Below are 21994 nucleotides of genomic sequence, written 5' to 3' on the forward strand. Positions count from 1 at the left end.
TCAAAAATGCCGCTCGATCGAGCGGCATTTTTTTGCCCGGATTACCGCCTCACCACCATGCCTTGTGGGAGCGAGCCTGCTCGCGAAAGCGGTGAGCCAGTCACCGAAAATGCTGGCTGGACGATTGCTTTCGCGAGCAGGCTCGCTCCCACAGGGACGGTGGTGGATTTAGAGATCAGCGGTAATCATCCACCGGCACACAAGCGCAATACAGATTGCGATCGCCGTAAACGTTATCCACCCGATTCACCGCCGGCCAATATTTGTGCAAGCGTGTGTGCGCATCCGGGGTGATGGCCTGTTCGAGGCTATAGGGCCGTTCCCAGATTCCGGTGACATCGGCCAAGGTATGCGGCGCGCGTTTCAGCGGGTTATCTTCCGCCGGCCAGTTGCCCTTCTGCACTTCATTGATCTCGGCGCGAATGCTCAGCATCGCCGCGATGAAGCGGTCGAGCTCCGCCTTGGATTCGCTCTCGGTCGGCTCGACCATCAAAGTACCGGGCACCGGGAAGGACATGGTCGGCGCGTGGAAACCGTAATCCATCAGCCGCTTGGCAACGTCTTCCTCGCTGATGCCGGTCTGCGCCTTCAGCGGGCGCAGATCAAGAATGCATTCATGCGCCACCCGGCCATTGCGCCCGGTATACAGCACCGGAAACGCGCCGGATAAATGCTGCGCCAGATAATTCGCCGCCAGAATCGCCACCTCGCTGGCGTCTGCCAGGTGCGGGCCCATCATGGCAATGTACATCCAACTGATCGGTAAAATGCTCGCGCTGCCCCACGGCGCTGCGCTGACTGCGCCGTTCTGCGCCAGCGGCCCGTCGATCGGCACCACTGGATGGTTGGCCACAAACGGCGCCAAGTGTGCACGAACGCCGATCGGGCCCATGCCCGGCCCGCCGCCGCCATGGGGAATGCAGAAGGTCTTGTGCAGATTCATGTGCGACACGTCGGCGCCGATGTCCGCCGGTCTGGCCAGGCCGACCTGCGCATTGAGGTTGGCGCCATCCATGTACACCTGGCCGCCGTGCTGGTGAATCACTGCGCAGATTTCGCTGATGCCTTCCTCGTAAACCCCGTGGGTCGACGGATAGGTCGCCATCAGGCACGACAACTTATTCCCGGCCTCCGCGGCTTTCAGCTGCAAATCATCCAGATCGACGTTTCCCGCCTCATCGCATTCGACAATCACCACACGCATCCCGGCCATCTGCGCCGAGGCAGGATTGGTGCCGTGGGCCGACGACGGAATCAGGCAGATATCCCGCGCGCCCTCTCCTCGGCTCTCGTGATATTTGCGAATTGCCAGCAAGCCTGCGTACTCGCCTTGGGCGCCGGAGTTGGGCTGCATGCAGATCGCATCGAAACCGGTAATTGCACACAGCCAACGCTCGAGCTCCTCGATCATCAGCGTGTAACCGACAGCCTGCTCCCGTGGCACGAACGGATGCAGATGGGCGAACTGCGGCCAGGTGATCGGGATCATCTCGCTGGTTGCGTTGAGTTTCATCGTGCAGGAGCCGAGGGGAATCATCGACTGGTTGAGCGCCAGATCCTTGTTTTCCAGTTGTTTGAGGTAACGCAGCATCTCGGTTTCGCTGTGATGCGCGTTGAACACTGGATGGCGCAGGTACGGCGTGCTGCGCTGGAGTTCGCCGGGAATGCCCGAAGCGATGTCTTCGGCATCCAGTGCGCCGATGCTCAAGCCGTGATCGGCGCCGAGCAGCACATCAAACAGTTTTGCCACGGTGTGCTCATCACAGGTCTCATCCAGACTCAGCCCAACGCGACCGCGACCAAGAATGCGCAGGTTGATCTGCGCTGCCTGAGCACTTTCGATGATCGCCGTTTGTGCGCCGCCAACCTCAAGAGTCAACGTGTCGAAGAACTGCCTGTTGAGCCGGCTGATGCCGTTGCGCTCAAGTCCCGCGGCGAGGATGCAGGTCAGGCGATGCACGCGCTGGGCAATCCGCTTCAAGCCCTCGGGGCCGTGATATACCGCGTAGCAACTGGCGATATTGGCCAGCAGCACCTGCGCCGTGCAGATGTTCGAATTGGCTTTCTCGCGGCGGATGTGTTGCTCGCGGGTTTGCAGGGCCATGCGCAGCGCGACGTTGCCGCGAGCATCTTTCGATACACCGATGATTCGCCCCGGAATCGCCCGTTTGTATTCCTCGCGGCTGGCGAAGAACGCTGCGTGCGGGCCGCCATAACCCATCGGCACACCGAAACGCTGGGACGAACCGAACACCACATCGGCACCCAACTCACCCGGCGGCGTCAGCACCAGCAGGCTGAGCAAATCGGTGGCGACGCAGGCCAGGGCCTGTTGTGCGTGCAGGTGGTTGATCAAGGGTTTGAGATCGCGGATTTCGCCGTGGGTGTCGGGGTATTGCAGCAGCGCGCCGAACACCTCGTGCTGCGCCAGGTTATCCACCGCGTCGACGATCAGCTCGAAGCCGAAACCTTCGGCGCGGGTCTGTACCACGGAGAGGGTTTGCGGATGGCAATTTTCATCCACAAAAAACAGATTGCTCTTCGACTTCGCCACGCGCTTGGCCAAAGCCATGGCTTCGGCCGCTGCGGTAGCCTCATCGAGCAGCGAGGCGTTGGCCAGTTCCAGGCCGGTGAGGTCGATGGTCAGTTGCTGAAAATTCAGCAGCGCTTCGAGCCGGCCCTGGGCGATCTCTGGTTGATATGGGGTGTACGCGGTGTACCAGCCGGGATTTTCCAGCACGTTGCGCAAGATGACGGTCGGCGTGACGGTGCCGTGGTAGCCAATACCGATCAGGCTGGTGAACAGCTGATTCTGCTCGGCATAACCGCGCAGTTTCGCCAGCGCAGTCTGTTCGTCGAGTGCCGGCGGCAGATCCAGTGCGCGATTGAAGCGAATGCCCGGCGGCACGGTCTGCTCGATCAGCTCGGCGCGACTACCCAGGCCGAGGCTGTCGAGCATCGCCTGCTGCTCGGCGGCATCCGGGCCGAGGTGGCGGCGCAGAAAGGCTTCGGAATCGCGTAACTGGCTCAGGGACGGCGACTGGGACATGACGGGCTCTCTCTTGGCTTGCGCTCGGCGTCATTGCAACACGGTCAAACCAGCATAGCAGCCCGTATCGCGCCCAATATTCCAGTATCAAACGCATTTCCATTGTGGGAGCGGGCTTGCTCGCGAAGGCGGTTTGTCAGTCGACATGAATGTGTCTGATACACCGCCTTCGCGAGCAAGCCCGCTCCCACAGGGGGAAATCATCGTGCACAAAAAAGCCCCGACAGGTCGGGGCTTTGCGGTGTGCTTAACGCTTACTCGCCAATGGCAGACTGATAAGCGGCAGCATCCAGCAGCTTGTCCAGCTCGGCCTCGTCGCTTGGCTTGAGCTTGAAGATCCACGCGCCGTACGGGTCGGAGTTCAGCAGCTCAGGCGAGCCGCTCAGGTCTTCGTTGATCGCGATGACCTCACCGCTGACCGGGGCGTAGATGTCGGAAGCGGCTTTTACCGACTCGACCACACCGGATTGATCACCGGCAGCGAACACCTTGCCGACTTCGGTCAGTTCGACGAACACCACGTCGCCCAGCGCTTCCTGCGCGTGATCGCTGATGCCCACGGTGACAGTGCCGTCGGCTTCCAGACGCGCCCATTCATGACTTTCGGCAAATCGCAGTTCGGCAGGGATATCGCTCATCTTCGGTTTCCTCAGGAATTGGTCAGCGGTCGTGCCCGCCGGAAAAGGTTAGATCAAAGTCTTGCCATGGCGTACGAAGGTCGGTTTGACCACGCGTACCGGGTACCACTTGCCACGGATTTCCACTTCGGCGCGGTCGGCAGTTGCCATCGGTACACGCGCCAGGGCAATCGATTTGCTCAGCGTAGGAGAGAAACTACCACTGGTGATCTCTCCTTCGCCAACATCGGCGATGCGAACCACCTGGTGAGCGCGCAAAACCCCGCGTTCTTCCAGTACCAGACCGACCAGTTTGTGCGCCACGCCGGCGGCTTTTTCCGCCTCCAGCGCCGCGCGGCCGATGAACTGCCGCGAGGCCGGCTCCCAGGCAATGCTCCAGGCCATGTTCGAAGCCAGCGGCGAAACGTCCTGATGAATGTCCTGACCGTACAGGTTCATCCCAGCCTCGACCCGCAAGGTGTCGCGAGCGCCGAGGCCAATCGGCGAAATGCCGGCGCCGACGAGGTCGTTGAAGAAACCCGGCGCCTGATTCGCCGGCAGGCAGATTTCCAGGCCATCCTCGCCGGTGTAGCCGGTACGCGCGATGAACCAGTCGCCGTCGATGGCGCCTTCGAAAGGTTTGAGTTGCTGGATCAGCGTGGCGCGCGACTGGGTGACCAGTTCGGCAATCTTGTGCCGCGCCTGCGGGCCCTGAATGGCGAGCATCGCCAGCTCGGCGCGCTCGTGCAACTGCACGTCGTAAGCGCCGAGCTGGGCGTTCATCCAGGCCAGATCCTGATCGCGGGTGGAGGCGTTGAATACCAGCCGGTACGCATCGTCGAGGCGATAGACGATCATGTCGTCGACGATGCCGCCACGCTCGTTGAGCATGGTGCTGTACAACGCCCGGCCGGGGCTGTGCAGACGTTCGACGTCGTTGGCCAGCAAATGCTGGAGCCAGGCCTTGGCCTGGGCGCCGGTGACATCGATCACGGTCATATGGGAAACATCGAACACCCCGCAATCGCGGCGCACTTCGTGGTGCTCCTCGACCTGCGAGCCGTAATGCAATGGCATGTCCCAACCGCCAAAATCGACCATCTTCGCGCCAAGCGCGAGGTGCAGGTCATACAGAGGCGTACGCTGTCCCATGGGTTTCTCCTTCCGGGCGTGGCGAGGGTGCGGACCGCCGCTATACGGCTGAAAGCCTTGATGGATAAGGCTTTCAGTCGATTCCAGCGCACGGGTCTGTCAGACGAACCGCACCGAATGCCGCGCATTGTAGCCGCATGATGTAGGACTCACTACTACGGGGGCGTTCTCAATTGGTTTCCCCACCGCGTTGTCGCCTAAAAGCGAGCCAGGCAAGGCGCAGGCCGCTGGGAATGGTATTCCCTTTTCAAGGCCTGCAACGCAGGCTGGCTCGCTTTTAGGCACAACCCGGAGGGCCGGGCCTGCTGTTGTGCAGGGCTGCGTTGCTCGAAGCTTATTTGGAACAACCAAACCACGCTTCTCGCGTCTTGCCCTGCACAACAGCAGACCCGGCGCGGTGGGGAAACCAATCGAGAACGCCCCCTAGTTTCGGTGCGCGGAACGTCGAATCAACCCGATCACCGGCAACAGGCCAACCAGCACCAGCGTCAATGCCGGCAATGAGGCGCGCGCCCATTCGCCTTCGCTGGTCATTTCGAAGATGCGCACCGCCAGCGTGTCCCAGCCAAACGGGCGCATCAGCAGGGTCGCAGGCATTTCCTTGAGCACATCGACGAACACCAGCAACGCGGCGCTCAAGGTGCCGGGCAGCAACAGCGGCAGATACACTTTGAAAAACAGTCGCGGCCCACTGACACCCAGGCTACGTGCCGCTTCGGGCAAAGATGGCCGTATACGCGCCAGACTGCTTTCCAGAGGTCCATACGCCACGGCAATGAAGCGCACCAGATACGCCATCAGCAACGCCGCGAGGCTGCCAAGCAGCAACGGTTTGCCGGCACCACCGAGCCAGGCGGAGAGCGGAATCACCAGTTCACGATCCAGATAACTGAAGGCGAGCATGATCGACACCGCCAGCACCGAACCAGGCAAGGCGTAGCCGAGATTGGCCAGGCCGACGCCGGAGTTGATGGCTGGGGTCGGCGCCAGACGCCGGGCGAACGCCAACAACAGCGCAACGCTGACGGTGATCAGAGCGGCCATCGCGCCCAGATACAGCGTGTGCAGAATCAGCCCGGCGTAGCGTTCATCCAGATCGAAGCGTCCGCGCTGCCAGAACCAGACGACCAGTTGCAGAACCGGAATGACGAAGGCGCAGGCGAACACCATTCCACACCAGCCTGTCGCCGCCAACGCCTTGAGCCCGCGCAAGTGATACAGCGCCTTCACCCGTGGCCGCTCATTGCTGGCCCGATTCGCCCCGCGCGCGCGGCGCTCGCCGTACAGCACCAGCATCACCACCAGCAGCAACAGAGTGGCCAGTTGCGCAGCGCTGGGCAGGCTGAAGAAGCCGTACCAGGTTTTGTAGATGGCCGTGGTGAAGGTGTCGAAGTTGAACACCGACACTGCGCCGAAATCGGCGAGGGTTTCCATCAGCGCCAGCGCCACGCCCGCGCCAATCGCCGGACGCGCCATCGGCAGCGCAACCCGCCAGAACGCCTGCCACGGCGACTGCCCGAGCACCCGCGCCGCTTCCATCAGGCCTTTGCCCTGAGCCAGAAACGCAGTACGCGCCAGCAGGTAAACGTAGGGGTAGAAGACCAGCACCAGCACCACGATCACCCCGCCGGTGGAGCGCACTCGCGGCAGGCGCAGGCCGCTGCCGAACCATTCGCGCAGCAGGGTTTGCACCGGGCCGGCGAAATCCAGCAGGCCGACGAAGACAAACGCCAGCACGTAGGCAGGGATGGCGAAGGGCAGCATCAGCGCCCAGTCGAGCCAGCGCCGACCGGGAAATTCGCAGAGGCTGGTCAGCCAGGCAAGGCTCACACCCAACAGGGTCACACCGACACCGACGCCGAGAATCAGCGTCAGGGTATTACCGAGCAGACGCGGCATCTGGGTTTGCCACAGGTGCGACCAGATCTGCTGATCGATGGTCTGCCACGACAACAGCAGCACGCTTAGCGGCAAGAGCACCAGCGCGGCGATGGCGAAGACGATGGGGTACCAGCGGCGTTGGGCGGGGTGGGCCAAGGAAACAATCTCGTTCAAATGATTGTGCCCACGCTCTGCGTGGGCACACATCCTGTGACGCTCCGCGTCACGCTTTCAGCGGCACGACGCAGAGCGTCGAAGGCTGCATTCCCACGCGGAGCGTGGGAACGATCAATCGCAAACGCCTCAGTTCCACCCCGCCCGATCCATCATCCGGATCGCCTCAGCCTGACGTTTGCCCGCCACCTCAACCGGCAAGGTATCGGCGACAAACTTGCCCCACGCCGCCACTTCTTCCGAAGGCGCCACCGCCGGGTTGGCCGGGAATTCCTGGTTCACATCTGCAAAAATCTTCTGTGCCTCAGGCGTGGTCATCCATTCAACCAGAGCCTTGGCCGCTTCCGGGTGCGGTGCATGTTTGGTCAGGCCGATGCCCGACAGATTCACGTGCACGCCGCGATCGGCTTGGTTCGGCCAGAACAGCTTCACTGGCAATTCTGGCTTTTGCTTGTGCAGGCGACCGTAGTAGTAGGTGTTGACGATGCCGACGTCGCACTGCCCGGCGTTGATCGCTTCAAGTACTGCAACGTCATCGGAGAACACATCGGTGGACAGATTGTTGACCCAGCCCTTGAGGATCTGCTCGGTCTTCTCGGCGCCGTGGACTTCAATCATGGTCGCGGTCAGCGACTGGTTGTAGACCTTCTTCGCCGTGCGCAGGCACAAGCGGCCTTCCCAGTTCTTGTCGGCCAGCGCTTCGTAGGTGGTCAGTTCGCCCGGTTTCACTCGCTCGGTGGAATAGGCGATGGTCCGCGCGCGCAGGCTCAGGCCGGTCCAGGCGTGGGTGGACGAGCGATATTGCAGGGGGATGTTGGCGTCGATGGTCTTTGAAGTGAACGGCTGGAGGATGCCCATCTGCTCGGCCTGCCACAGGTTGCCGGCATCGACGGTGAGCAGCAGGTCGGCGGTGGCGTTTTCACCTTCGGCCTTGATCCGTTGCATCAGCGGCGCTTCCTTGTCGGTGATGAACTTGATCTTCACCCCGGTCTTGGCGGTGTAGGCGTCGAATACCGGTTTGATCAGCTCATCGATACGCGACGAGTAAACCACCACCTCATCGGCAGCCTGGGCAGTGGTGCTGCCGATCAGGGTCAAGGCCAGTGCGGTCAGAAGACGCTTGGGTGCCAACATGGGAGTGGTCTCTCGGTCGGGAAATGTGGGCCAAATGATAAGGACTCACATTTACCACCACAATCGAACACTGGGGGAAGGCGTTACCAGATGTTGCACGACTCAAAACTGCGGCGAGCGGGCGGACGCTTTCGCGAGCAGGCTCGCTCCCACATTGGAATGCATCTCAACTGTGGGAGCGAGCCTGCTCGCGATGAGGCCATCAGCCTTTAAAACATCTCAGGGCTTTGCAAGAGCTGGAAGATCCCCGGTCAGCCCCAGCGCCTCACGCACAAACAACGCCTTCGCCTCGGGCATCTGCTCGACCAGTTTCAACCCGGCATTGCGCAACCAGCGCAGTGGCAGGGGGTCGGCCTGGAACAACCGCTCGAAGCCTTCCATCGCCGCCATCAGCGCCAGATTGTGCGGCATGCGTCGACGCTCGTAGCGACTCAACACTTTCACGTCCGCCAGCCGCTCCCCACGTTCATGCGCTTGCAGCAGCACTTCGGCCAGCACCGCTGCATCGAGGAAACCAAGGTTTACACCCTGCCCCGCCAACGGGTGAATGGTATGCGCCGCATCACCGATCAACGCCAGGCCTTCTGCGACATAGCGTTTGGCGTGGCGCTGACGCAGCGGCACGCAGAGACGTGGATCGGCGCTGATGACCTCACCGAGGCGCCCTTCAAAGGCTCGCTCCAGCTCAGCGCAAAACGCAGTTTCCTCCAGCGCCATCAAGCGCTCGGCTTCACCCGGTGTGGTCGACCAGACGATCGAGCACCAGTCCTGCTGACCATCACGCTCCAGCGGCAGAAACGCCAACGGTCCGTGATCGGTAAAGCGCTGCCAGGCGGTTTTGCGGTGCGGCTGGCTGCAGCGCACGCTCGTCACGATGGCGTGATGCAGATAATCCCACTCGCGAGTCGCCACGCCGGTCAGACGGCGCACCGCTGAATTGGCGCCATCGGCCGCGATCACCAGCGGCGCGCGCAAGGTGCGGCCATCGGCCAGGGTCAGCAGCCAGTCATCGCCGGAGCGACGCATCTGTTCCAGCCGCGCATTGGCCAGCATGCCCAGGTCACAGTCATGCAAACGCTCGAGCAGCGCATCCTGCACCACGCGGTTCTCGACGATATGCCCGAGCACATCGGCATGCACGCTGCTCGCCGAGAAATGAATATGCCCGGTGCCGCTGCCGTCCCAGACGTGCATGTCGGTGTACGGGCTGCTGCGCCGCTGGGCGATACCGTCCCAGACGCCGAGGCGTTCGAGGATGCGCTGGCTCGCCGCCGACAACGCGCTGACGCGCGGTTCGAACGCCGCTTCGGCAGCGAACGGTTTCACGCTCAGCGGGCTGCCGTCGAGCAGCAGCACTTCCAGGCCGCTGTCCTGTAGCGCCAGCGCCAGGGCGCTGCCGACCATTCCGGCTCCGACAATCAGCAGATCTGCGCGCATTTCCATGCTTTAGGCCTGTCTCGCTTGCGGCTTGAGCCGCACGTAAAGGGTTTTACCGACCCGCGCCACAAGGTTGCCGGCGCCGTCATGAATGTCGACCTGCAACTGCGGCAGGTATTTCTCGCCGTTGGCGGTCTGCCGGCGGATCTCGTCGAGCAGGGTCTGGTCGATGTTGAACCGGGCGAACACCGGGCCTTTGCCCGGCGCAATGAAATCGATATCGGCGGCCTTGTCCCAGACGATGTATTTCGGGCCGAGGTTTTCCATGAGCATCAACATGAAGAACGGGTCAACCATCGAATACAGACTGCCGCCAAACTGGGTGCCGACGTAGTTGCGGTTGTACCAGCCCAACCCCATGGACACCTGCACGTCGCGAAAGTCATCGCTGATGTGCCGAACGCGCACGCCGGCGCCAAGATACGGCGGATAAAAGGTCATCACCCAGCGCATCAACCGCGCCTTGCCGAATGTGTTGCTCAGCCACTCAAGCATCCGGACGGGTTCCCAGGCCCATCGCCTGCCGGGCAAACCAGCGTTTGGCTGGCGGCAGCAGGTCGAGGCCGAGCAGGCCGAGGTTGCGCCCCAGCGACACCAGCGGCTGGGTGCTGCCGAACAGCCGCGTGACCTGATCGGAGAAGCCCACGGTCAGGTCCTGATCGAGGCGCTGCCGTTCGCGATAGGCCTGCAACGTGGCGAAGTCGCCCAGCGGCTTGTCGCTGGCCAGCAGCGCGGCAGCCAAGGCGTCGGCGTCACGCAGCGACAGGTTGAAGCCCTGTCCGGCGATCGGGTGCAGGCTATGTGCGGCGTTGCCAAGCACGGCCAGATGCGAGCGCACCTGTTCTTCAGCTTCGATCAGCGATAGCGGATACAGATGCCGTGCGCCGACCTGTTTCAAAGTGCCGAGGCGGTAACCGAACACGCTTTGCAATTCGCTGAGGAATTCACGCTCGCTCAATTCAGTCAGACGCTGCGCATCCATGCCCAGTCGCGTCCACACCAGTGCGCAGCGATTGTCCGGCAACGGCAGCAGGGCCATCGGCCCCTCGTCGGTGAAGCGCTCGAAGGCCATGCCGTTATGCGCTTCACTCGGGGTGATGTTGGCGATCAGTGCGCTCTGGTTGTAAGGGCGCGTGCGCACGTTGATGCCCAACTGTTCGCGCAGCCCGGAGCGGCCGCCATCGGCGAGCACCGCGAGGTCGCATTCCAGCGTGGTTTCATCGTTGAGGGTCAGGCGATAGCCATCGGCCAACGGCTCCATGCGCGTGACCTCCGCCGGGCAGCGCCACGTGATCACGTCTTTGTCGAGGTGCTGCCACAGGCACTGGCCGAGCCAGGCGTTTTCCACCACGTAACCGAGCGCTGGCACACCCTCTTCCATCGCCGACAAGCGCGCGGTGGAGAAGCGGCCACGGTCGGAGACATGAATCTGTTTGATCGGCTCGGCGCGGCGGGAGATTTCCTGCCACACGCCCAGGCGCTGATAAATCTGCCGCGAGCCGTACGACAGCGCCGAGGAGCGGGCGTCGTAGCTCGGCTGCCAGCTGTCGCCGGGGGCGAACGGTTCGATCAGGACGATTTTCCAGCCCTGCGCCTTGGCCCCGGCCTGCAACGCCAACGCCAGACTGGCGCCGACCAGACCGCCACCGATGATTGCCAGATTGACTCGACTCATGCTGCATGTGTCCTTGCTTGTGCCATCAGCGCTTCGATCTCGGCGACGGTTTTCGGCACGCCGCTGGTGAGGATTTCACAGCCGGATCGGGTCACGACCACGTCATCCTCGATGCGCACGCCAATGCCGCGCCATTTCTTCGCCACGTTCTGATTGTCCGCGGCGATGTAGATACCCGGCTCCACGGTCAGCGCCATGCCGACCTCCAGCACGCGCCATTCGCCGCCGACCTTGTACTCGCCAACATCATGCACATCCATGCCCAGCCAGTGGCCGGCGCGGTGCATATAAAAAGCCTTGTAGGCTTCGCTGGCGATCAATTCGTCAACCTCGCCCTGCAACAAACCAAGCTTGACCAGACCTGCGGTGATCACCCGCACCGTGGCTTCGTGCGCCTGATTCCAGTGTTTGTTCGGTGCGATCTCGGCGAACGCGGCTTCCTGTGACGCCAGCACCAACTCGTAGATCGCCTTCTGCTCCGGCGAGAACTTGCCGTTGACCGGCCATGTGCGGGTGATGTCACTGGCGTAGCAGTCGATCTCGCACCCGGCGTCGATCAGCACCAGATCGCCGTCCTTGAGCAAGGCGTCATTCTGCTGGTAATGCAGGATGCAGCTGTTGCGCCCGGCGGCGACGATCGAACCGTAGGCCGGCATCTTCGCTCCGCCCTTGCGGAATTCGTAATCCAGTTCGGCTTCGAGGCTGTATTCATACAGCCCCGGACGACTGGCCTGCATCGCGCGGATATGCGCTTGCGCCGAAATCCGCGCGGCTTCGCGCAACACCTTCACTTCTGCCGCCGATTTATACAGGCGCATGTCGTGCAGCAGATGATCCAGGGCAACGAATTCATTCGGCGGCTGCGCACCGAGGTGCGCCTTGGAGCGGATCACGTTGATCCAGTCCATCAGATGCCGGTCGAATTCCGGGTTGCTGCCCATCGCCGAATACACCCGGTCGCGGCCTTCGATCAGGCCGGGGAGGATGTCGTCGATGTCGGTGATCGGAAAGGCGTCGTCGGCGCCGTACTCGCGGATCGCGCCTTCCTGCCCTGCGCGCAGGCCATCCCACAATTCGCGCTCGGCGTTGCGTTCACGGCAGAAGAGGATGTACTCGCCGTGCTCGCGACCGGGCATCAGGACGATGACGGCCTGTGGCTCGGGGAAACCACTGAGGTACTGGAAATCGCTGTCCTGCCGGTAGACGTGCTCGACGTCGCGGTTGCGGATGGCTACCGCGGCGGCGGGCAGGATCGCGATGCTGTTGGGTTCCATCTGCGCCATCAGGGCCTTGCGGCGACGGCTGTATTCCGCTTTGGGGATATGGGTCATGGGCAGATGGCTTTCCCTGGCACGCGATTAATGCAGCGACGGCTTGGCGGCTGGCGGCACATCGGCTTTTTTGGTTTCCGAGAACAGCAGCAGCGGCGCGACGCGCAGGTATTCCATGACTTCCATGTAGTCGGTTTCGCCGTCTTCGGATTCTTCCAGCGCATCCTGCACCTGGGAAATGGCCGCCAGATCCTGCAGCACTTCGGTGGCTTCGGTGCTGAGCATGCTGCTGTCGCGGCAGTTCAGGCCGAAACCGCTGAGGAAACCCTGACACCACTCGCCCAGCGCAGCAGCGCGGTCGGCCAGCGGTGCATCGTCGGTCGGCAGCAGCAGAACGACGGCGACGTCGTCGCCGGTCAGCTCGCCCTTGACCATCTCCTGCAGGCCGATCAGAGCGTTGCGGACGTTGTCCTGAATATCGCCTTCGAGCAGTTCGGCGGCGTCGATCAGCCAGCCTTCGTGATCGAAGCCGGCCCCGGCGCAACTGCGCCCGAGCAGCACGCCGTGCAGTTCGGCAGGCGAGACGTTGTGGCCGCTGGCAGTCAGCAGGGTGGCAAAGGCTTGGTACGGGGAATTCGCAATGGTCATGGGCAGCTAGGCGCCAGACGGCGCTATGTCTAGAATGAAGGCCTTGTATCCTACATCGACAGCCCCGCCAAGACCATTAAAGGCTGTCCGCCAGTTACCACCCATCAGACGAACACGTGGACCCAATGGAAGACACCGACCTGCAAGCGCTGATGGCCAGACTCGAACTGCTGATTGGCCGAGTCGAGCAACTTAAGAGTCAAAACGCACTCTTACTAGCTCAGGAAAAAACCTGGCGCGAGGAACGCGCTCACCTCATTGAAAAAAACGAAATCGCCCGGCGTAAGGTCGAATCGATGATTTCGCGCCTCAAGGCCCTGGAGCAAGACTCATGAGTTCAAGCAATAGCGTTACCGTGCAGATCCTCGACAAAGAGTATTCGATCATCTGCCCGCCGGAAGAACGCAGCAATCTGGTCAGCGCCGCCCGCTACCTGGACGGCAAGATGCGCGAGATCCGCAGCAGCGGCAAAGTCATCGGCGCCGACCGCATTGCCGTGATGGCCGCGTTGAACATCACCCACGACCTGTTGCACAAAGAAGAGCGCCCGGATATTCAGGCCAGTGGCTCGACCCGCGAACAGGTGCGCGACTTGCTCGATCGTGTCGACCTGGTCCTGGCCGACGATCAGAGTACCGCCAAGGGCTGATTCGACTGGCAGCTTGAGGTATACTCGCGGCACTCCCTGGGGTGCTTGCCAGTTGACGATGTCCCGGAGCCGATTCGCACTACCCTGGAAGTTGCACGTTGGGCTGGTGTGCATGTCCGCTAGACGGAAAGCCTTAAAGTCTACTGCTTCTTCCACCTTGAACTTTCGGGTTCAAGGGCTGAGTTGACAGCGGTTCATCCGGGGAGCCTGATTCGAATCCGATGTCGGTGTATGCCGACATCGGATTTTTTATGCGTACGTTTTCGTCCAACCTGCCGAAGCCGAACCATGACCGAACCCGCGCTGCTGCCCCGCCCGCAACTCCGCCGCCTGCTGCGCAAGGCGCGCCGCGCACTGACGCCGGGCGAACAACGCCAGGCTGCCAAAGGCCTGTTCCGGCAACTGGCCCAAGACCCGCATTTTCGCCGGGCGAAACATATCTCTCTGTATTTACCCACCGACGGTGAAATCGATCCACGCCTGCTCCTGCGCGAAGCCCAGCGGCGTGGCAAGGCGACTTATCTGCCGGTACTCAGCGCTTGGCCGCGAACGAAAATGGTCTTCCAGCGCATCCGGCCCGACGAGAAGCTCAAGCCCAATCGTTTCCGGATTCTTGAACCCCGGGCCAATCTGGCTAGGCAACGCAAGGTCTGGGCGCTGGATCTGGTGTTGTTGCCGCTGGTGGGGTTTGACGATGTCGGCGGGCGCCTGGGCATGGGCGGCGGATTTTATGATCGCAGCCTCGCCTATCTGGCCCGGCGCAAGAACTGGCGCAAGCCGACGCTGCTGGGCCTGGCCCATGAATGTCAGAAGGTCGAACGTTTGGCGCAGGCGAGTTGGGATGTCCCGTTACAAGGCACGGTCACCGACAAGGCGTGGTATTTCGCAGAGTAGACGCCGCACAGAACAGCGGCGTCGAGAGACAGGTTCAGCGTTTGAAAGCGGTCGACTGTTGTACTTGTTGCGCCACTTCAATCGGCGCATCGGCCTTGTTCGCCCACAGGCTCTGCGCGTAACCGGTGGTTACCACGCCCAGGCCAAACAAAATTACCAAAGTCCATAGCAAATCCGGTTTGCGTTTCATCGATTGCCCCCTCAAGGCACATCATCACGATGACAGCAGCGGTTTCCGTTCGTAGGCCGTGCAGCAGCGTCAAGCTTTAAAGGCCGGCATTTTGCGGCAACGTGAACCTGTGCGCAAACGCTGACGTCAACCGACTGTCGGTTTGTCATAAAATTGCCCGACAACCTGCCCAATGACCGCTTCAGGAGCACACCACATGGCCTACTGGCTGATGAAATCAGAGCCCGACGAACTCTCGATCAAGGGCCTGGAAAAGCTCGGCAAGGCGCGCTGGGACGGGGTTCGCAACTATCAGGCACGCAACTTCCTGCGGGCGATGGCGGTCGGTGACGAGTTCTTTTTCTACCATTCCAGCTGCCCGGAGCCGGGGATTGCCGGGATCGGCAAGATAATCGAAGCAGCGTATCCCGATCCGACGGCACTGGAGCCGGACAGCCATTACTTCGATCCGAAGGCTACGCTGGAGAAAAATGCCTGGAGCGCGATCGATGTCGAGCATGTCGAAACGTTTGCGCGGGTGTTGAAGCTCGATTATCTGAAGCAGCAGACGGCGCTGGCGGAGCTGCCGCTGGTGCAGAAGGGCTCACGGTTGTCGGTGATGCCGGTTACACCAGAACAGTGGACGGCGGTTATCGGGCTCAAACCCTGATTCATTTTTGCCTGATAAATAGCTTTCGCGAGCAGGCTTGCTCCCACAGGAACATGCAGTCCAATGTGGGAACGAGCCTGCTCGCGAAGAGGCCTGCCCGGACAGCGAATGACTTACTGAATGATCAGGTTGTTGAACAACAGATCTTCAACAACAGGCTTGCCGGTCTCGTCATTCATCACTTGCTGGGTCTGTTTCAACGCTTCCTGACGGAGCTTTTCCTTGCCTTCAATGCTGCCCATCGCCTCGGTGGTCTGCTGAGTGAACAACGCCACCAGCTGATTGCGGATCAGCGGCTCGTTGGCCTTGACCAGTTTGGTCGCCTCTTCGCCAGTGACGCGCAGGGCCACGTCAGCTTTGTAGACTTTGAGCTTGGCGGTGCCGTCGAGGCCATAGTTGCCGACGAACGGCGGGCTCAGGGTGATGTAATTGACCTTCGGCGCCTCGCCTTCTTTGGCTTCTTCGGCCAGTGCTGCCACAGGCAGAGACAGGGCCAGCAACAACATGATCCACGCTTTCACAATTCGCTCCTTATCCGGTTTGCGGCCTAGCATAGCGACCCGCCGCGCAAGCACAAGCTTATGGCTGACTATCAGGGCCGGGCATGCTCGTTGACCCGTTGATTCACACACCTACACTTATCGGCCATCACTCCCAAAGGAATAGCCCTGATGAAAGCCGTGCTGTGCAAAGCCTTCGGCCCTGCCGAATCGCTGGTGCTGGAAGACGTCGCCAGCCCTGTCGCCAAGAAGAATGAAATCCTGCTGGACGTGCACGCCGCCGGGGTCAACTTCCCGGACACGCTGATCATCGAGGGCAAGTACCAGTTCAAACCGCCCTTCCCGTTTTCGCCAGGCGGTGAAGCGGCGGGCGTGGTGCGCGAAGTCGGCGAAAAGGTCAGCCACCTGACAGTCGGCGACCGGGTCATGGCCCTGACCGGTTGGGGCAGTTTTGCCGAGCAGGTGGCGGTGCCGGGCTACAACGTCCTGCCGATTCCGCCGTCGATGGATTTCAACGTCGCCGCTGCATTCAGCATGACCTACGGCACGTCGATGCACGCGCTCAAACAACGCGCCAACCTGCAACCGGGCGAAACCCTGCTGGTCCTCGGCGCATCCGGTGGTGTCGGCCTCGCCGCGGTGGAGATCGGCAAAGCCATGGGCGCCCGCGTGATCGCCGCCGCCAGCAGTGCCGAGAAACTCGCGGTGGCCAAGGCTGCCGGCGCCGAAGAACTGATCAACTACAGCGAAGCCAGCCTCAAGGACGAGATCAAACGCCTCACCGACGGCCAGGGCGCCGACGTGATCTACGACCCGGTCGGCGGCGACCTGTTCGACCAGGCCATCCGCGCCATCGCCTGGAACGGCCGCCTGCTCGTAGTCGGCTTCGCCAGCGGCCGCATCCCCGAACTGCCGGTCAACCTCGCGCTGCTCAAAGGCGCGGCGGTGCTCGGCGTGTTCTGGGGCTCCTTTGCCCAGCGCCAACCCCAGGACAACGCAGCCAACTTTCAGCAGCTGTTCGCCTGGTTTGCCGAGGGCAAGCTCAAACCGCTGGTGTCACAGCTGTACCCACTGAGCAACGCCGCACAGGCAATCGATGATCTTGGCCAGCGCAAAGCCGTGGGCAAGGTTGTCGTTCAGGTTCGTTAAGAACATGGAGCGATCCGGAGCAGCGATCCGGATCGCCTCAGCACTGACATGCGCCTCTGAAATACGCAAAACCGCAGAAACCCACCCGAGCCACCATTCCCTCCGCGCCCCGTACTTGTCTCAGAGCGACATGTTCATAAAGGAACGCTCACCTGCCCAAATTTCCGCTGTTTTGCCGACGTGAAGCGATGCTATTTTCGGTAACGAAACTGTAACATTCGCATCCGCAGTCAAAACAAGAAAACTGGAGCTCTTGAATGTTTGCTTTCTTTCGTCCTGCCGCACATCAGGCTCCTTTGCCTGAAGAAAAAATAGACAGCACCTACCGCCGCCTGCGCTGGCAGATCTTCGCCGGTATCTTTATCGGCTACGCCGGTTACTACCTGCTGCGCAAGAACTTCTCCCTGGCCATGCCGTATCTGATCGATGAAGGCTACAGCCGTGGCGACCTCGGTCTGGCGATGTCGGCGATCGCCATTGCGTATGGTTTGTCGAAATTCCTCATGGGCCTGGTGTCCGACCGCTCCAACCCGCGCTTCTTCCTGCCGTTCGGCCTGCTGGTGTCGGCCGGGGTGATGTTCATTTTCGGTTTCGCGCCGTGGGCAACGTCCAGCGTGACGATGATGTTCATTCTGTTGTTCATCAACGGCTGGGCGCAGGGCATGGGCTGGCCGCCGAGCGGGCGGACCATGGTGCATTGGTGGTCGCAGAAGGAACGCGGTGGCGTGGTCTCGGTGTGGAACGTGGCGCATAACGTCGGCGGCGGTCTGATCGGCCCGCTGTTCCTGATCGGCATGGGCCTGTTCAATGACTGGCACGCGGCGTTCTACGTACCGGCAGCGGTAGCGCTGGGCGTGGCGGTATTCGCCTTCATCACCATGCGTGACACCCCGCAATCGGTCGGCCTGCCGCCGATCGAGCAGTACAAGAACGATTACCCGGAAGGCTACGACGCCAGCCACGAAGACGAATTCAGCGCCAAGGAAATCTTCGTCAAGTACGTGCTGCGCAACAAAATGCTTTGGTACATCGCCATGGCCAACGTTTTCGTCTACCTGCTGCGCTACGGCGTGCTGGACTGGGCGCCGACCTACTTGAAGGAAGCCAAGGGCTTCACCGTGGATAAAACCTCGTGGGCCTATTTCTTCTACGAGTGGGCGGGGATTCCGGGCACGCTGCTGTGCGGCTGGATGTCGGACAAGATCTTCCGTGGCAACCGTGGCCTGACCGGCATGGTGTTCATGGCGCTGGTGACTGTTGCGACCCTGGTGTACTGGCTGAATCCGGCCGGCAACCCGATGGTCGACATGATCGCCCTGCTGTCGATCGGGTTCCTGATCTACGGTCCGGTGATGCTGATCGGCCTGCAAGCGCTGGAACTGGCGCCGAAGAAAGCCGCCGGTACCGCAGCGGGCTTCACCGGCCTGTTCGGTTATCTGGGAGGTTCGGTCGCAGCCAGTGCGGCGATGGGCTACACCGTCGATCACTTCGGCTGGGATGGCGGTTTCGTCCTGCTGGTCGGCGCCTGCTTGCTGGCGATGGCCTTCCTTGCGCCAACGCTATGGCACAAGCAAGTTGCCAGTCAAAGCCGTGAAGCGGTCGCCTGATCGCTGTGTGATTTACAGCGCTTGAGCCGCGCCTCCAGATTTCGATCCGGCATGGCGTGGCTGCGCAGGGCGTGCACGGTCTGCTCGACATAATCGCGAGTGGTGCCGTAACGCCCGCTGGCGCTGGCAAAGACCTGGCTGAGCACATGATCCGGCAAGTTGCCGGCATAGCTCGGCAGGTGACGCTCCAGAACAAATCCCAAGGCCTGCACCTGAGTGCCGTCTTCGAGCCGGCAATTGAGCCAGTGCGGGCGATACGACGGAAACGGCATCTCGCGTTTCCACAAGGCATACAGCGCCGTATCGAGATCGTCTTCCGGCAAACGGTAGGCAAAGCCACTGCATGAGCCACCGCGATCCAGACCGAATACCAGGCCGGGCATTTCCGGCGTACCCCGGTGCTCGTGGGACCACAGGTACAAGCCACGATGATAGCCATGCACGCGACCGCGCATGCGCTCAACCGCCGTGCATTCCGGCCGCCAGATCAGCGAGCCATAGGCGAACAACCACACCGGCCCGCCTTTGTGGCGCGCCATGGTCGATTGCATGGAAGCGAGAAGTTGTTCGTGCGTCAGCTGCGGCCCAAGATCGAGCCGCGGAGGATAAGCCAGGTTCAGAATTGCGTTTTCAATGGCGCTCATGGCGAATAGCGTTCAGCTCCCCGCGGGTGAAGAATTACTTAATAGAACGCACCGCTGTAACAATAAGGCACATATGTTTTAAGGCAATTTAAGTGCCACTGATTAATCGCCTGATTGATATATAACCTAGCGGTATTTATGCAATTAGATAAATACCGATCGGCTATATGTAGAGTTATAACGCGTTGCGAGCGCTACGCATTAAACCAGTGTGGGAGCGCGCTTGCTCCCACATTTTCAAGAGCGCGGCGCGTAGGCGAACACATCGGCGCGCATCTGATGCGCATCCATGCCCGCCTCGACCAGCGCGTCCAGCGTGCCGTAGACCATCGCTGGCGAACCGCTGGCATAGACGTGCAGCGGCTTCAGGTCGGGGAAATCCTCGCAAACCGCCTCGTGCAACATCCCGCAGCGCCCCTCCCAGCCGCACTGGTCGCTGACCACCTTGTGCAGGAACAGATTGGGCAGCTTCAGCCATTCGTCCCAGTGCTCGATCTGATAGAAATCCTCGGGCCGGCGCACGCCCCAGTACAGATGCACAGGATGCTTGAAGCCTTCGGCGCGGCAATGTTCGATCAGGCTGTGAATCTGGCCCATGCCGGTGCCGGCAGCGATCAACACCAGAGGACCGTCAGGTAGCTCAGCAAGATGTGTGTCGCCGAAGGGCAGCTCGACACGCACCATCGGGTTGCGTTGCAACTGCTCGACCAGGCTTAACGCACTGGTTTCGCGCGCCAGCACATGAATTTCCAGATCACGTCCGCCGTGCGGTGCCGAAGCCATGGAGAACGCCGATTTCTCGCCGCTCTCGCGCTCGATCATCAAATATTGCCCGGCGTGATAGCGCGGCGGCTTGCCCGCCGGTGCGCGCAGACGCACGCGCCAGGTGTCGCCGCCGACCTCGCGGCATTCGATGACTTGGCACGACAGGCTGCGCACTGGCAGCTCACCCAATGCGAGCACGCCATCCCACAACAGCACGCAGTCTTCCAGCGGTGCGGCGATGCAGGTGTAGAACTCGCCATGGTCGTGGACTTTGCCGGCCTGCTCGACGCGCCCCTCGACCAGCAGCGCGGCACACACGTGGCAATTGCCGTTGCGGCAGCTTTGCGGGCAGTCATAGCCCAGGCGCCGCGCGCCGTCGAGAATCCGCTCACCGGGTTGTATCTCGAGCACGGCTCCGGAAGGCTGCAGGGTTACACGCATCAATCTATTCCTAACTGGTTCCAGATGGCATCGATCCGTTGGGTGACGGCGTCGTCCTTGACGATCACGCGGCCCCACTCGCGGGTGGTTTCGCCCGGCCACTTGTGGGTGGCATCCAGGCCCATTTTCGAGCCCAGGCCGGAGATCGGCGAGGCGAAGTCGAGGTAGTCGATCGGCGTGTTATCAATCATCACCGTGTCGCGCTTGGGGTCCATGCGCGTGGTGATGGCCCAGATCACGTCGTTCCAGTCGCGGGCGTTGATATCGTCGTCGGTGACGATAACGAACTTGGTGTACATGAACTGTCGCAAGAACGACCAGACGCCAAGCATCACGCGCTTGGCATGCCCCGGATACGACTTCTTCATCGTCACCACGGCCATGCGGTACGAGCAGCCTTCCGGCGGTAGGTAGAAGTCGGTGATCTCCGGAAACTGCTTCTGCAGGATCGGCACGAACACTTCGTTCAGCGCCACGCCGAGAATCGCCGGCTCATCCGGCGGACGGCCGGTGTAAGTGCTGTGGTAGATCGGCTTGATCCGGTGGGTGATGCGCTCGACGGTGAACACCGGGAAGCTGTCGACTTCGTTGTAGTAACCGGTGTGGTCGCCATACGGACCTTCGTCGGCCATTTCGCCGGGATGAATCACGCCTTCAAGGATAATTTCGGCGGTGGCCGGCACTTGCAGGTCGTTGCCACGGCACTTGACCAGTTCCGTGCGATTGCCGCGCAAGAGCCCTGCGAAAGCATATTCGGAGAGGCTGTCCGGTACCGGCGTCACCGCACCGAGAATCGTCGCCGGATCGGCGCCAAGGGCCACGGACACCGGGAACGGCTGGCCCGGATGTTTCTCGCACCACTCGCGAAAGTCGAGGGCGCCGCCACGGTGGCTGAGCCAGCGCATGATCACCTTGTTGCGGCCGATCACTTGCTGGCGATAGATACCGAGGTTCTGGCGTTCCTTGTTCGGGCCTTTGGTGACGGTCAGACCCCAAGTGATCAACGGGCCGACGTCGCCGGGCCAGCAGGTTTGCACGGGCAGCATGGCCAGATCGACGTCGTCGCCTTCGATGACCACTTCCTGGCACACCGCGTCTTTGACCACTTTCGGCGCCATGGAGATGATCTTGCGGAAGATCGGCAGTTTTGACCACGCGTCCTTCAAGCCCTTCGGCGGCTCCGGCTCCTTGAGGAAGGCCAGCAGCTTGCCGATTTCACGCAGCTCGCTGACCGACTCGGCGCCCATGCCCATGGCCACCCGCTCGGGGGTGCCGAACAGGTTGCCGAGCACCGGAATGTCGTAACCGGTGGGTTTTTCGAACAGCAGCGCCGGGCCCTTGGCTCGCAGCGTGCGGTCGCACACCTCAGTCATCTCCAGCACCGGCGAGACGGGAATCTGGATGCGTTTCAACTCTCCGCGCTGCTCAAGCTGCTGCACGAAATCCCGAAGATCCTTGAATTTCATTG

At 61.6% G+C, this 21994-nt stretch carries 21 protein-coding genes and 1 other RNA gene; 7 read left to right on the plus strand and 15 right to left on the minus strand.

What is annotated here, in order from left to right:
* Nucleotides 1-175 precede the first annotated feature (175 nt).
* The 10 genes from gcvP to ACZZZ4_RS07630 form a co-directional block, all read right to left on the minus strand.
* On the minus strand, nt 176-3049 hold the full coding sequence (gene gcvP, locus ACZZZ4_RS07585; RefSeq protein ID WP_463547556.1) for an aminomethyl-transferring glycine dehydrogenase: 2874 nt from the start codon (nt 3047-3049) through the stop codon (nt 176-178).
* Between the two features lie 254 nt (nt 3050-3303).
* A complete protein-coding gene (gene gcvH, locus ACZZZ4_RS07590) occupies nt 3304-3687 on the minus strand; it encodes a glycine cleavage system protein GcvH (RefSeq protein ID WP_463547557.1) in 384 nt (127 codons plus the stop codon).
* Nucleotides 3688-3735: 48 nt separating this feature from the next.
* Entirely contained in the window at nt 3736-4818 is a 1083-nt protein-coding gene (gene gcvT, locus ACZZZ4_RS07595) for a glycine cleavage system aminomethyltransferase GcvT (RefSeq protein WP_125916755.1), read from the minus strand.
* A 423-nt stretch (nt 4819-5241) separates the two neighbouring features.
* A complete protein-coding gene (locus ACZZZ4_RS07600; protein ID WP_463547558.1) occupies nt 5242-6855 on the minus strand; it encodes an ABC transporter permease in 1614 nt (537 codons plus the stop codon).
* 147 nt (nt 6856-7002) lie between these two features.
* The gene (locus ACZZZ4_RS07605; RefSeq protein WP_129997885.1) at nt 7003-8007 is read right to left on the minus strand and encodes an extracellular solute-binding protein; all 1005 of its coding nucleotides are present in this window, start codon (nt 8005-8007) and stop codon (nt 7003-7005) included.
* 219 nt (nt 8008-8226) lie between these two features.
* Nucleotides 8227-9444, minus strand: a complete 1218-nt coding sequence (locus ACZZZ4_RS07610; RefSeq protein WP_463549259.1) for a 2-octaprenyl-3-methyl-6-methoxy-1,4-benzoquinol hydroxylase — start codon at nt 9442-9444, stop codon at nt 8227-8229.
* 9 nt (nt 9445-9453) lie between these two features.
* Entirely contained in the window at nt 9454-9939 is a 486-nt protein-coding gene (locus tag ACZZZ4_RS07615; RefSeq protein WP_129997887.1) for a DUF4442 domain-containing protein, read from the minus strand.
* A complete protein-coding gene (ubiH, locus tag ACZZZ4_RS07620; protein ID WP_463547559.1) occupies nt 9932-11119 on the minus strand; it encodes a 2-octaprenyl-6-methoxyphenyl hydroxylase in 1188 nt (395 codons plus the stop codon). Before ubiH ends, ACZZZ4_RS07615 begins: the two co-directional genes overlap by 8 nt.
* Nucleotides 11116-12450 carry a Xaa-Pro aminopeptidase gene (gene pepP / locus ACZZZ4_RS07625; RefSeq protein ID WP_463547560.1) on the minus strand — a complete coding sequence of 445 codons (1335 nt, stop codon included), beginning with the start codon at nt 12448-12450 and terminating at the stop codon, nt 11116-11118. The genes ubiH and pepP overlap by 4 nt, the downstream gene beginning before the upstream one ends.
* 27 nt (nt 12451-12477) lie before the next feature.
* Nucleotides 12478-13038, minus strand: a complete 561-nt coding sequence (locus ACZZZ4_RS07630) for a YecA/YgfB family protein (protein ID WP_463547561.1) — start codon at nt 13036-13038, stop codon at nt 12478-12480.
* 125 nt (nt 13039-13163) lie between these two features.
* Here ACZZZ4_RS07630 and ACZZZ4_RS07635 point away from each other — a divergent pair, with 125 nt between their 5' ends.
* The 4 genes from ACZZZ4_RS07635 to ACZZZ4_RS07650 all read left to right on the plus strand — a co-directional run bounded on the left by ACZZZ4_RS07635 (nt 13164) and on the right by ACZZZ4_RS07650 (nt 14581).
* Nucleotides 13164-13373 carry a TIGR02449 family protein gene (locus ACZZZ4_RS07635; protein ID WP_007911197.1) on the plus strand — a complete coding sequence of 70 codons (210 nt, stop codon included), beginning with the start codon at nt 13164-13166 and terminating at the stop codon, nt 13371-13373.
* Complete coding sequence (locus ACZZZ4_RS07640; protein ID WP_042607079.1) at nt 13370-13687, plus strand: cell division protein ZapA; 318 nt, start codon at nt 13370-13372, stop codon at nt 13685-13687. Before ACZZZ4_RS07635 ends, ACZZZ4_RS07640 begins: the two co-directional genes overlap by 4 nt.
* A gap of 30 nt (nt 13688-13717) precedes the next feature.
* Nucleotides 13718-13896, plus strand: a non-coding RNA gene (ssrS, locus tag ACZZZ4_RS07645) — 6S RNA.
* Between the two features lie 79 nt (nt 13897-13975).
* A complete protein-coding gene (locus ACZZZ4_RS07650) occupies nt 13976-14581 on the plus strand; it encodes a 5-formyltetrahydrofolate cyclo-ligase (RefSeq protein ID WP_039757434.1) in 606 nt (201 codons plus the stop codon).
* A 34-nt stretch (nt 14582-14615) separates the two neighbouring features.
* Here ACZZZ4_RS07650 and ACZZZ4_RS07655 read toward each other — a convergent pair whose 3' ends face one another.
* Nucleotides 14616-14771 carry a hypothetical protein gene (locus ACZZZ4_RS07655; protein ID WP_007911192.1) on the minus strand — a complete coding sequence of 52 codons (156 nt, stop codon included), beginning with the start codon at nt 14769-14771 and terminating at the stop codon, nt 14616-14618.
* A gap of 196 nt (nt 14772-14967) precedes the next feature.
* On the opposite strand from ACZZZ4_RS07655, the gene ACZZZ4_RS07660 reads away from it, so the two are divergent.
* On the plus strand, nt 14968-15420 hold the full coding sequence (locus tag ACZZZ4_RS07660; RefSeq protein ID WP_463547562.1) for an EVE domain-containing protein: 453 nt from the start codon (nt 14968-14970) through the stop codon (nt 15418-15420).
* Nucleotides 15421-15533: 113 nt separating this feature from the next.
* Here the strand turns inward: ACZZZ4_RS07660 and ACZZZ4_RS07665 are convergent, their stop codons facing one another.
* Nucleotides 15534-15941, minus strand: a complete 408-nt coding sequence (locus ACZZZ4_RS07665) for a flagellar basal body-associated protein FliL (protein WP_039757432.1) — start codon at nt 15939-15941, stop codon at nt 15534-15536.
* Nucleotides 15942-16091: 150 nt separating this feature from the next.
* Here ACZZZ4_RS07665 and ACZZZ4_RS07670 point away from each other — a divergent pair, with 150 nt between their 5' ends.
* Together ACZZZ4_RS07670 and glpT are read left to right on the plus strand one after the other, a co-directional pair.
* Nucleotides 16092-17069 (plus strand): NADPH:quinone oxidoreductase family protein, encoded by a 978-nt coding sequence (locus ACZZZ4_RS07670; RefSeq protein ID WP_463547563.1) that lies wholly within the window; start codon nt 16092-16094, stop codon nt 17067-17069.
* 257 nt (nt 17070-17326) lie between these two features.
* Nucleotides 17327-18676: a glycerol-3-phosphate transporter gene (gene glpT / locus ACZZZ4_RS07675; RefSeq protein WP_039757430.1), complete on the plus strand. Its 1350-nt coding sequence runs from the start codon at nt 17327-17329 to the stop codon at nt 18674-18676.
* On the opposite strand, the gene ACZZZ4_RS07680 is transcribed toward glpT, so the two are convergent.
* From ACZZZ4_RS07680 to ubiD, 3 genes are all read right to left on the minus strand, one after another.
* Complete coding sequence (locus tag ACZZZ4_RS07680) at nt 18652-19320, minus strand: gamma-glutamylcyclotransferase (protein WP_039757429.1); 669 nt, start codon at nt 19318-19320, stop codon at nt 18652-18654. The genes glpT and ACZZZ4_RS07680 overlap by 25 nt on opposite strands.
* A gap of 237 nt (nt 19321-19557) precedes the next feature.
* The gene (locus ACZZZ4_RS07685; protein ID WP_039757428.1) at nt 19558-20526 is read right to left on the minus strand and encodes a CDP-6-deoxy-delta-3,4-glucoseen reductase; all 969 of its coding nucleotides are present in this window, start codon (nt 20524-20526) and stop codon (nt 19558-19560) included.
* Nucleotides 20526-21992 (minus strand): 4-hydroxy-3-polyprenylbenzoate decarboxylase, encoded by a 1467-nt coding sequence (ubiD, locus tag ACZZZ4_RS07690; RefSeq protein WP_039757427.1) that lies wholly within the window; start codon nt 21990-21992, stop codon nt 20526-20528. Before ubiD ends, ACZZZ4_RS07685 begins: the two co-directional genes overlap by 1 nt.
* Nucleotides 21993-21994 lie beyond the last annotated feature (2 nt).

It is taken from the genome of Pseudomonas sp. AC252, assembly GCF_979258105.1.

What these genes read in the sequence shown, in the direction of transcription:
- gcvP (WP_463547556.1), bottom strand. Translation starts at nt 3,049, where the DNA reads ATGTCCCAGTCGCCGTCCCTGAGCCAGTTACGCGATTCCGAAGCCTTT.
- gcvH (WP_463547557.1), bottom strand. Translation starts at nt 3,687, where the DNA reads ATGAGCGATATCCCTGCCGAACTGCGATTTGCCGAAAGTCATGAATGG.
- gcvT (WP_125916755.1), bottom strand. Translation starts at nt 4,818, where the DNA reads ATGGGACAGCGTACGCCTCTGTATGACCTGCACCTCGCGCTTGGCGCG.
- ACZZZ4_RS07605 (WP_129997885.1), bottom strand. Translation starts at nt 8,007, where the DNA reads ATGTTGGCACCCAAGCGTCTTCTGACCGCACTGGCCTTGACCCTGATC.
- ACZZZ4_RS07610 (WP_463549259.1), bottom strand. Translation starts at nt 9,444, where the DNA reads ATGCGCGCAGATCTGCTGATTGTCGGAGCCGGAATGGTCGGCAGCGCC.
- ACZZZ4_RS07615 (WP_129997887.1), bottom strand. Translation starts at nt 9,939, where the DNA reads ATGCTTGAGTGGCTGAGCAACACATTCGGCAAGGCGCGGTTGATGCGC.
- ubiH (WP_463547559.1), bottom strand. Translation starts at nt 11,119, where the DNA reads ATGAGTCGAGTCAATCTGGCAATCATCGGTGGCGGTCTGGTCGGCGCC.
- pepP (WP_463547560.1), bottom strand. Translation starts at nt 12,450, where the DNA reads ATGACCCATATCCCCAAAGCGGAATACAGCCGTCGCCGCAAGGCCCTG.
- ACZZZ4_RS07630 (WP_463547561.1), bottom strand. Translation starts at nt 13,038, where the DNA reads ATGACCATTGCGAATTCCCCGTACCAAGCCTTTGCCACCCTGCTGACT.
- ACZZZ4_RS07635 (WP_007911197.1), top strand. Translation starts at nt 13,164, where the DNA reads ATGGAAGACACCGACCTGCAAGCGCTGATGGCCAGACTCGAACTGCTG.
- ACZZZ4_RS07640 (WP_042607079.1), top strand. Translation starts at nt 13,370, where the DNA reads ATGAGTTCAAGCAATAGCGTTACCGTGCAGATCCTCGACAAAGAGTAT.
- ACZZZ4_RS07650 (WP_039757434.1), top strand. Translation starts at nt 13,976, where the DNA reads ATGACCGAACCCGCGCTGCTGCCCCGCCCGCAACTCCGCCGCCTGCTG.
- ACZZZ4_RS07655 (WP_007911192.1), bottom strand. Translation starts at nt 14,771, where the DNA reads ATGAAACGCAAACCGGATTTGCTATGGACTTTGGTAATTTTGTTTGGC.
- ACZZZ4_RS07660 (WP_463547562.1), top strand. Translation starts at nt 14,968, where the DNA reads ATGGCCTACTGGCTGATGAAATCAGAGCCCGACGAACTCTCGATCAAG.
- ACZZZ4_RS07670 (WP_463547563.1), top strand. Translation starts at nt 16,092, where the DNA reads ATGAAAGCCGTGCTGTGCAAAGCCTTCGGCCCTGCCGAATCGCTGGTG.
- glpT (WP_039757430.1), top strand. Translation starts at nt 17,327, where the DNA reads ATGTTTGCTTTCTTTCGTCCTGCCGCACATCAGGCTCCTTTGCCTGAA.
- ACZZZ4_RS07680 (WP_039757429.1), bottom strand. Translation starts at nt 19,320, where the DNA reads ATGAGCGCCATTGAAAACGCAATTCTGAACCTGGCTTATCCTCCGCGG.
- ACZZZ4_RS07685 (WP_039757428.1), bottom strand. Translation starts at nt 20,526, where the DNA reads ATGCGTGTAACCCTGCAGCCTTCCGGAGCCGTGCTCGAGATACAACCC.
- ubiD (WP_039757427.1), bottom strand. Translation starts at nt 21,992, where the DNA reads ATGAAATTCAAGGATCTTCGGGATTTCGTGCAGCAGCTTGAGCAGCGC.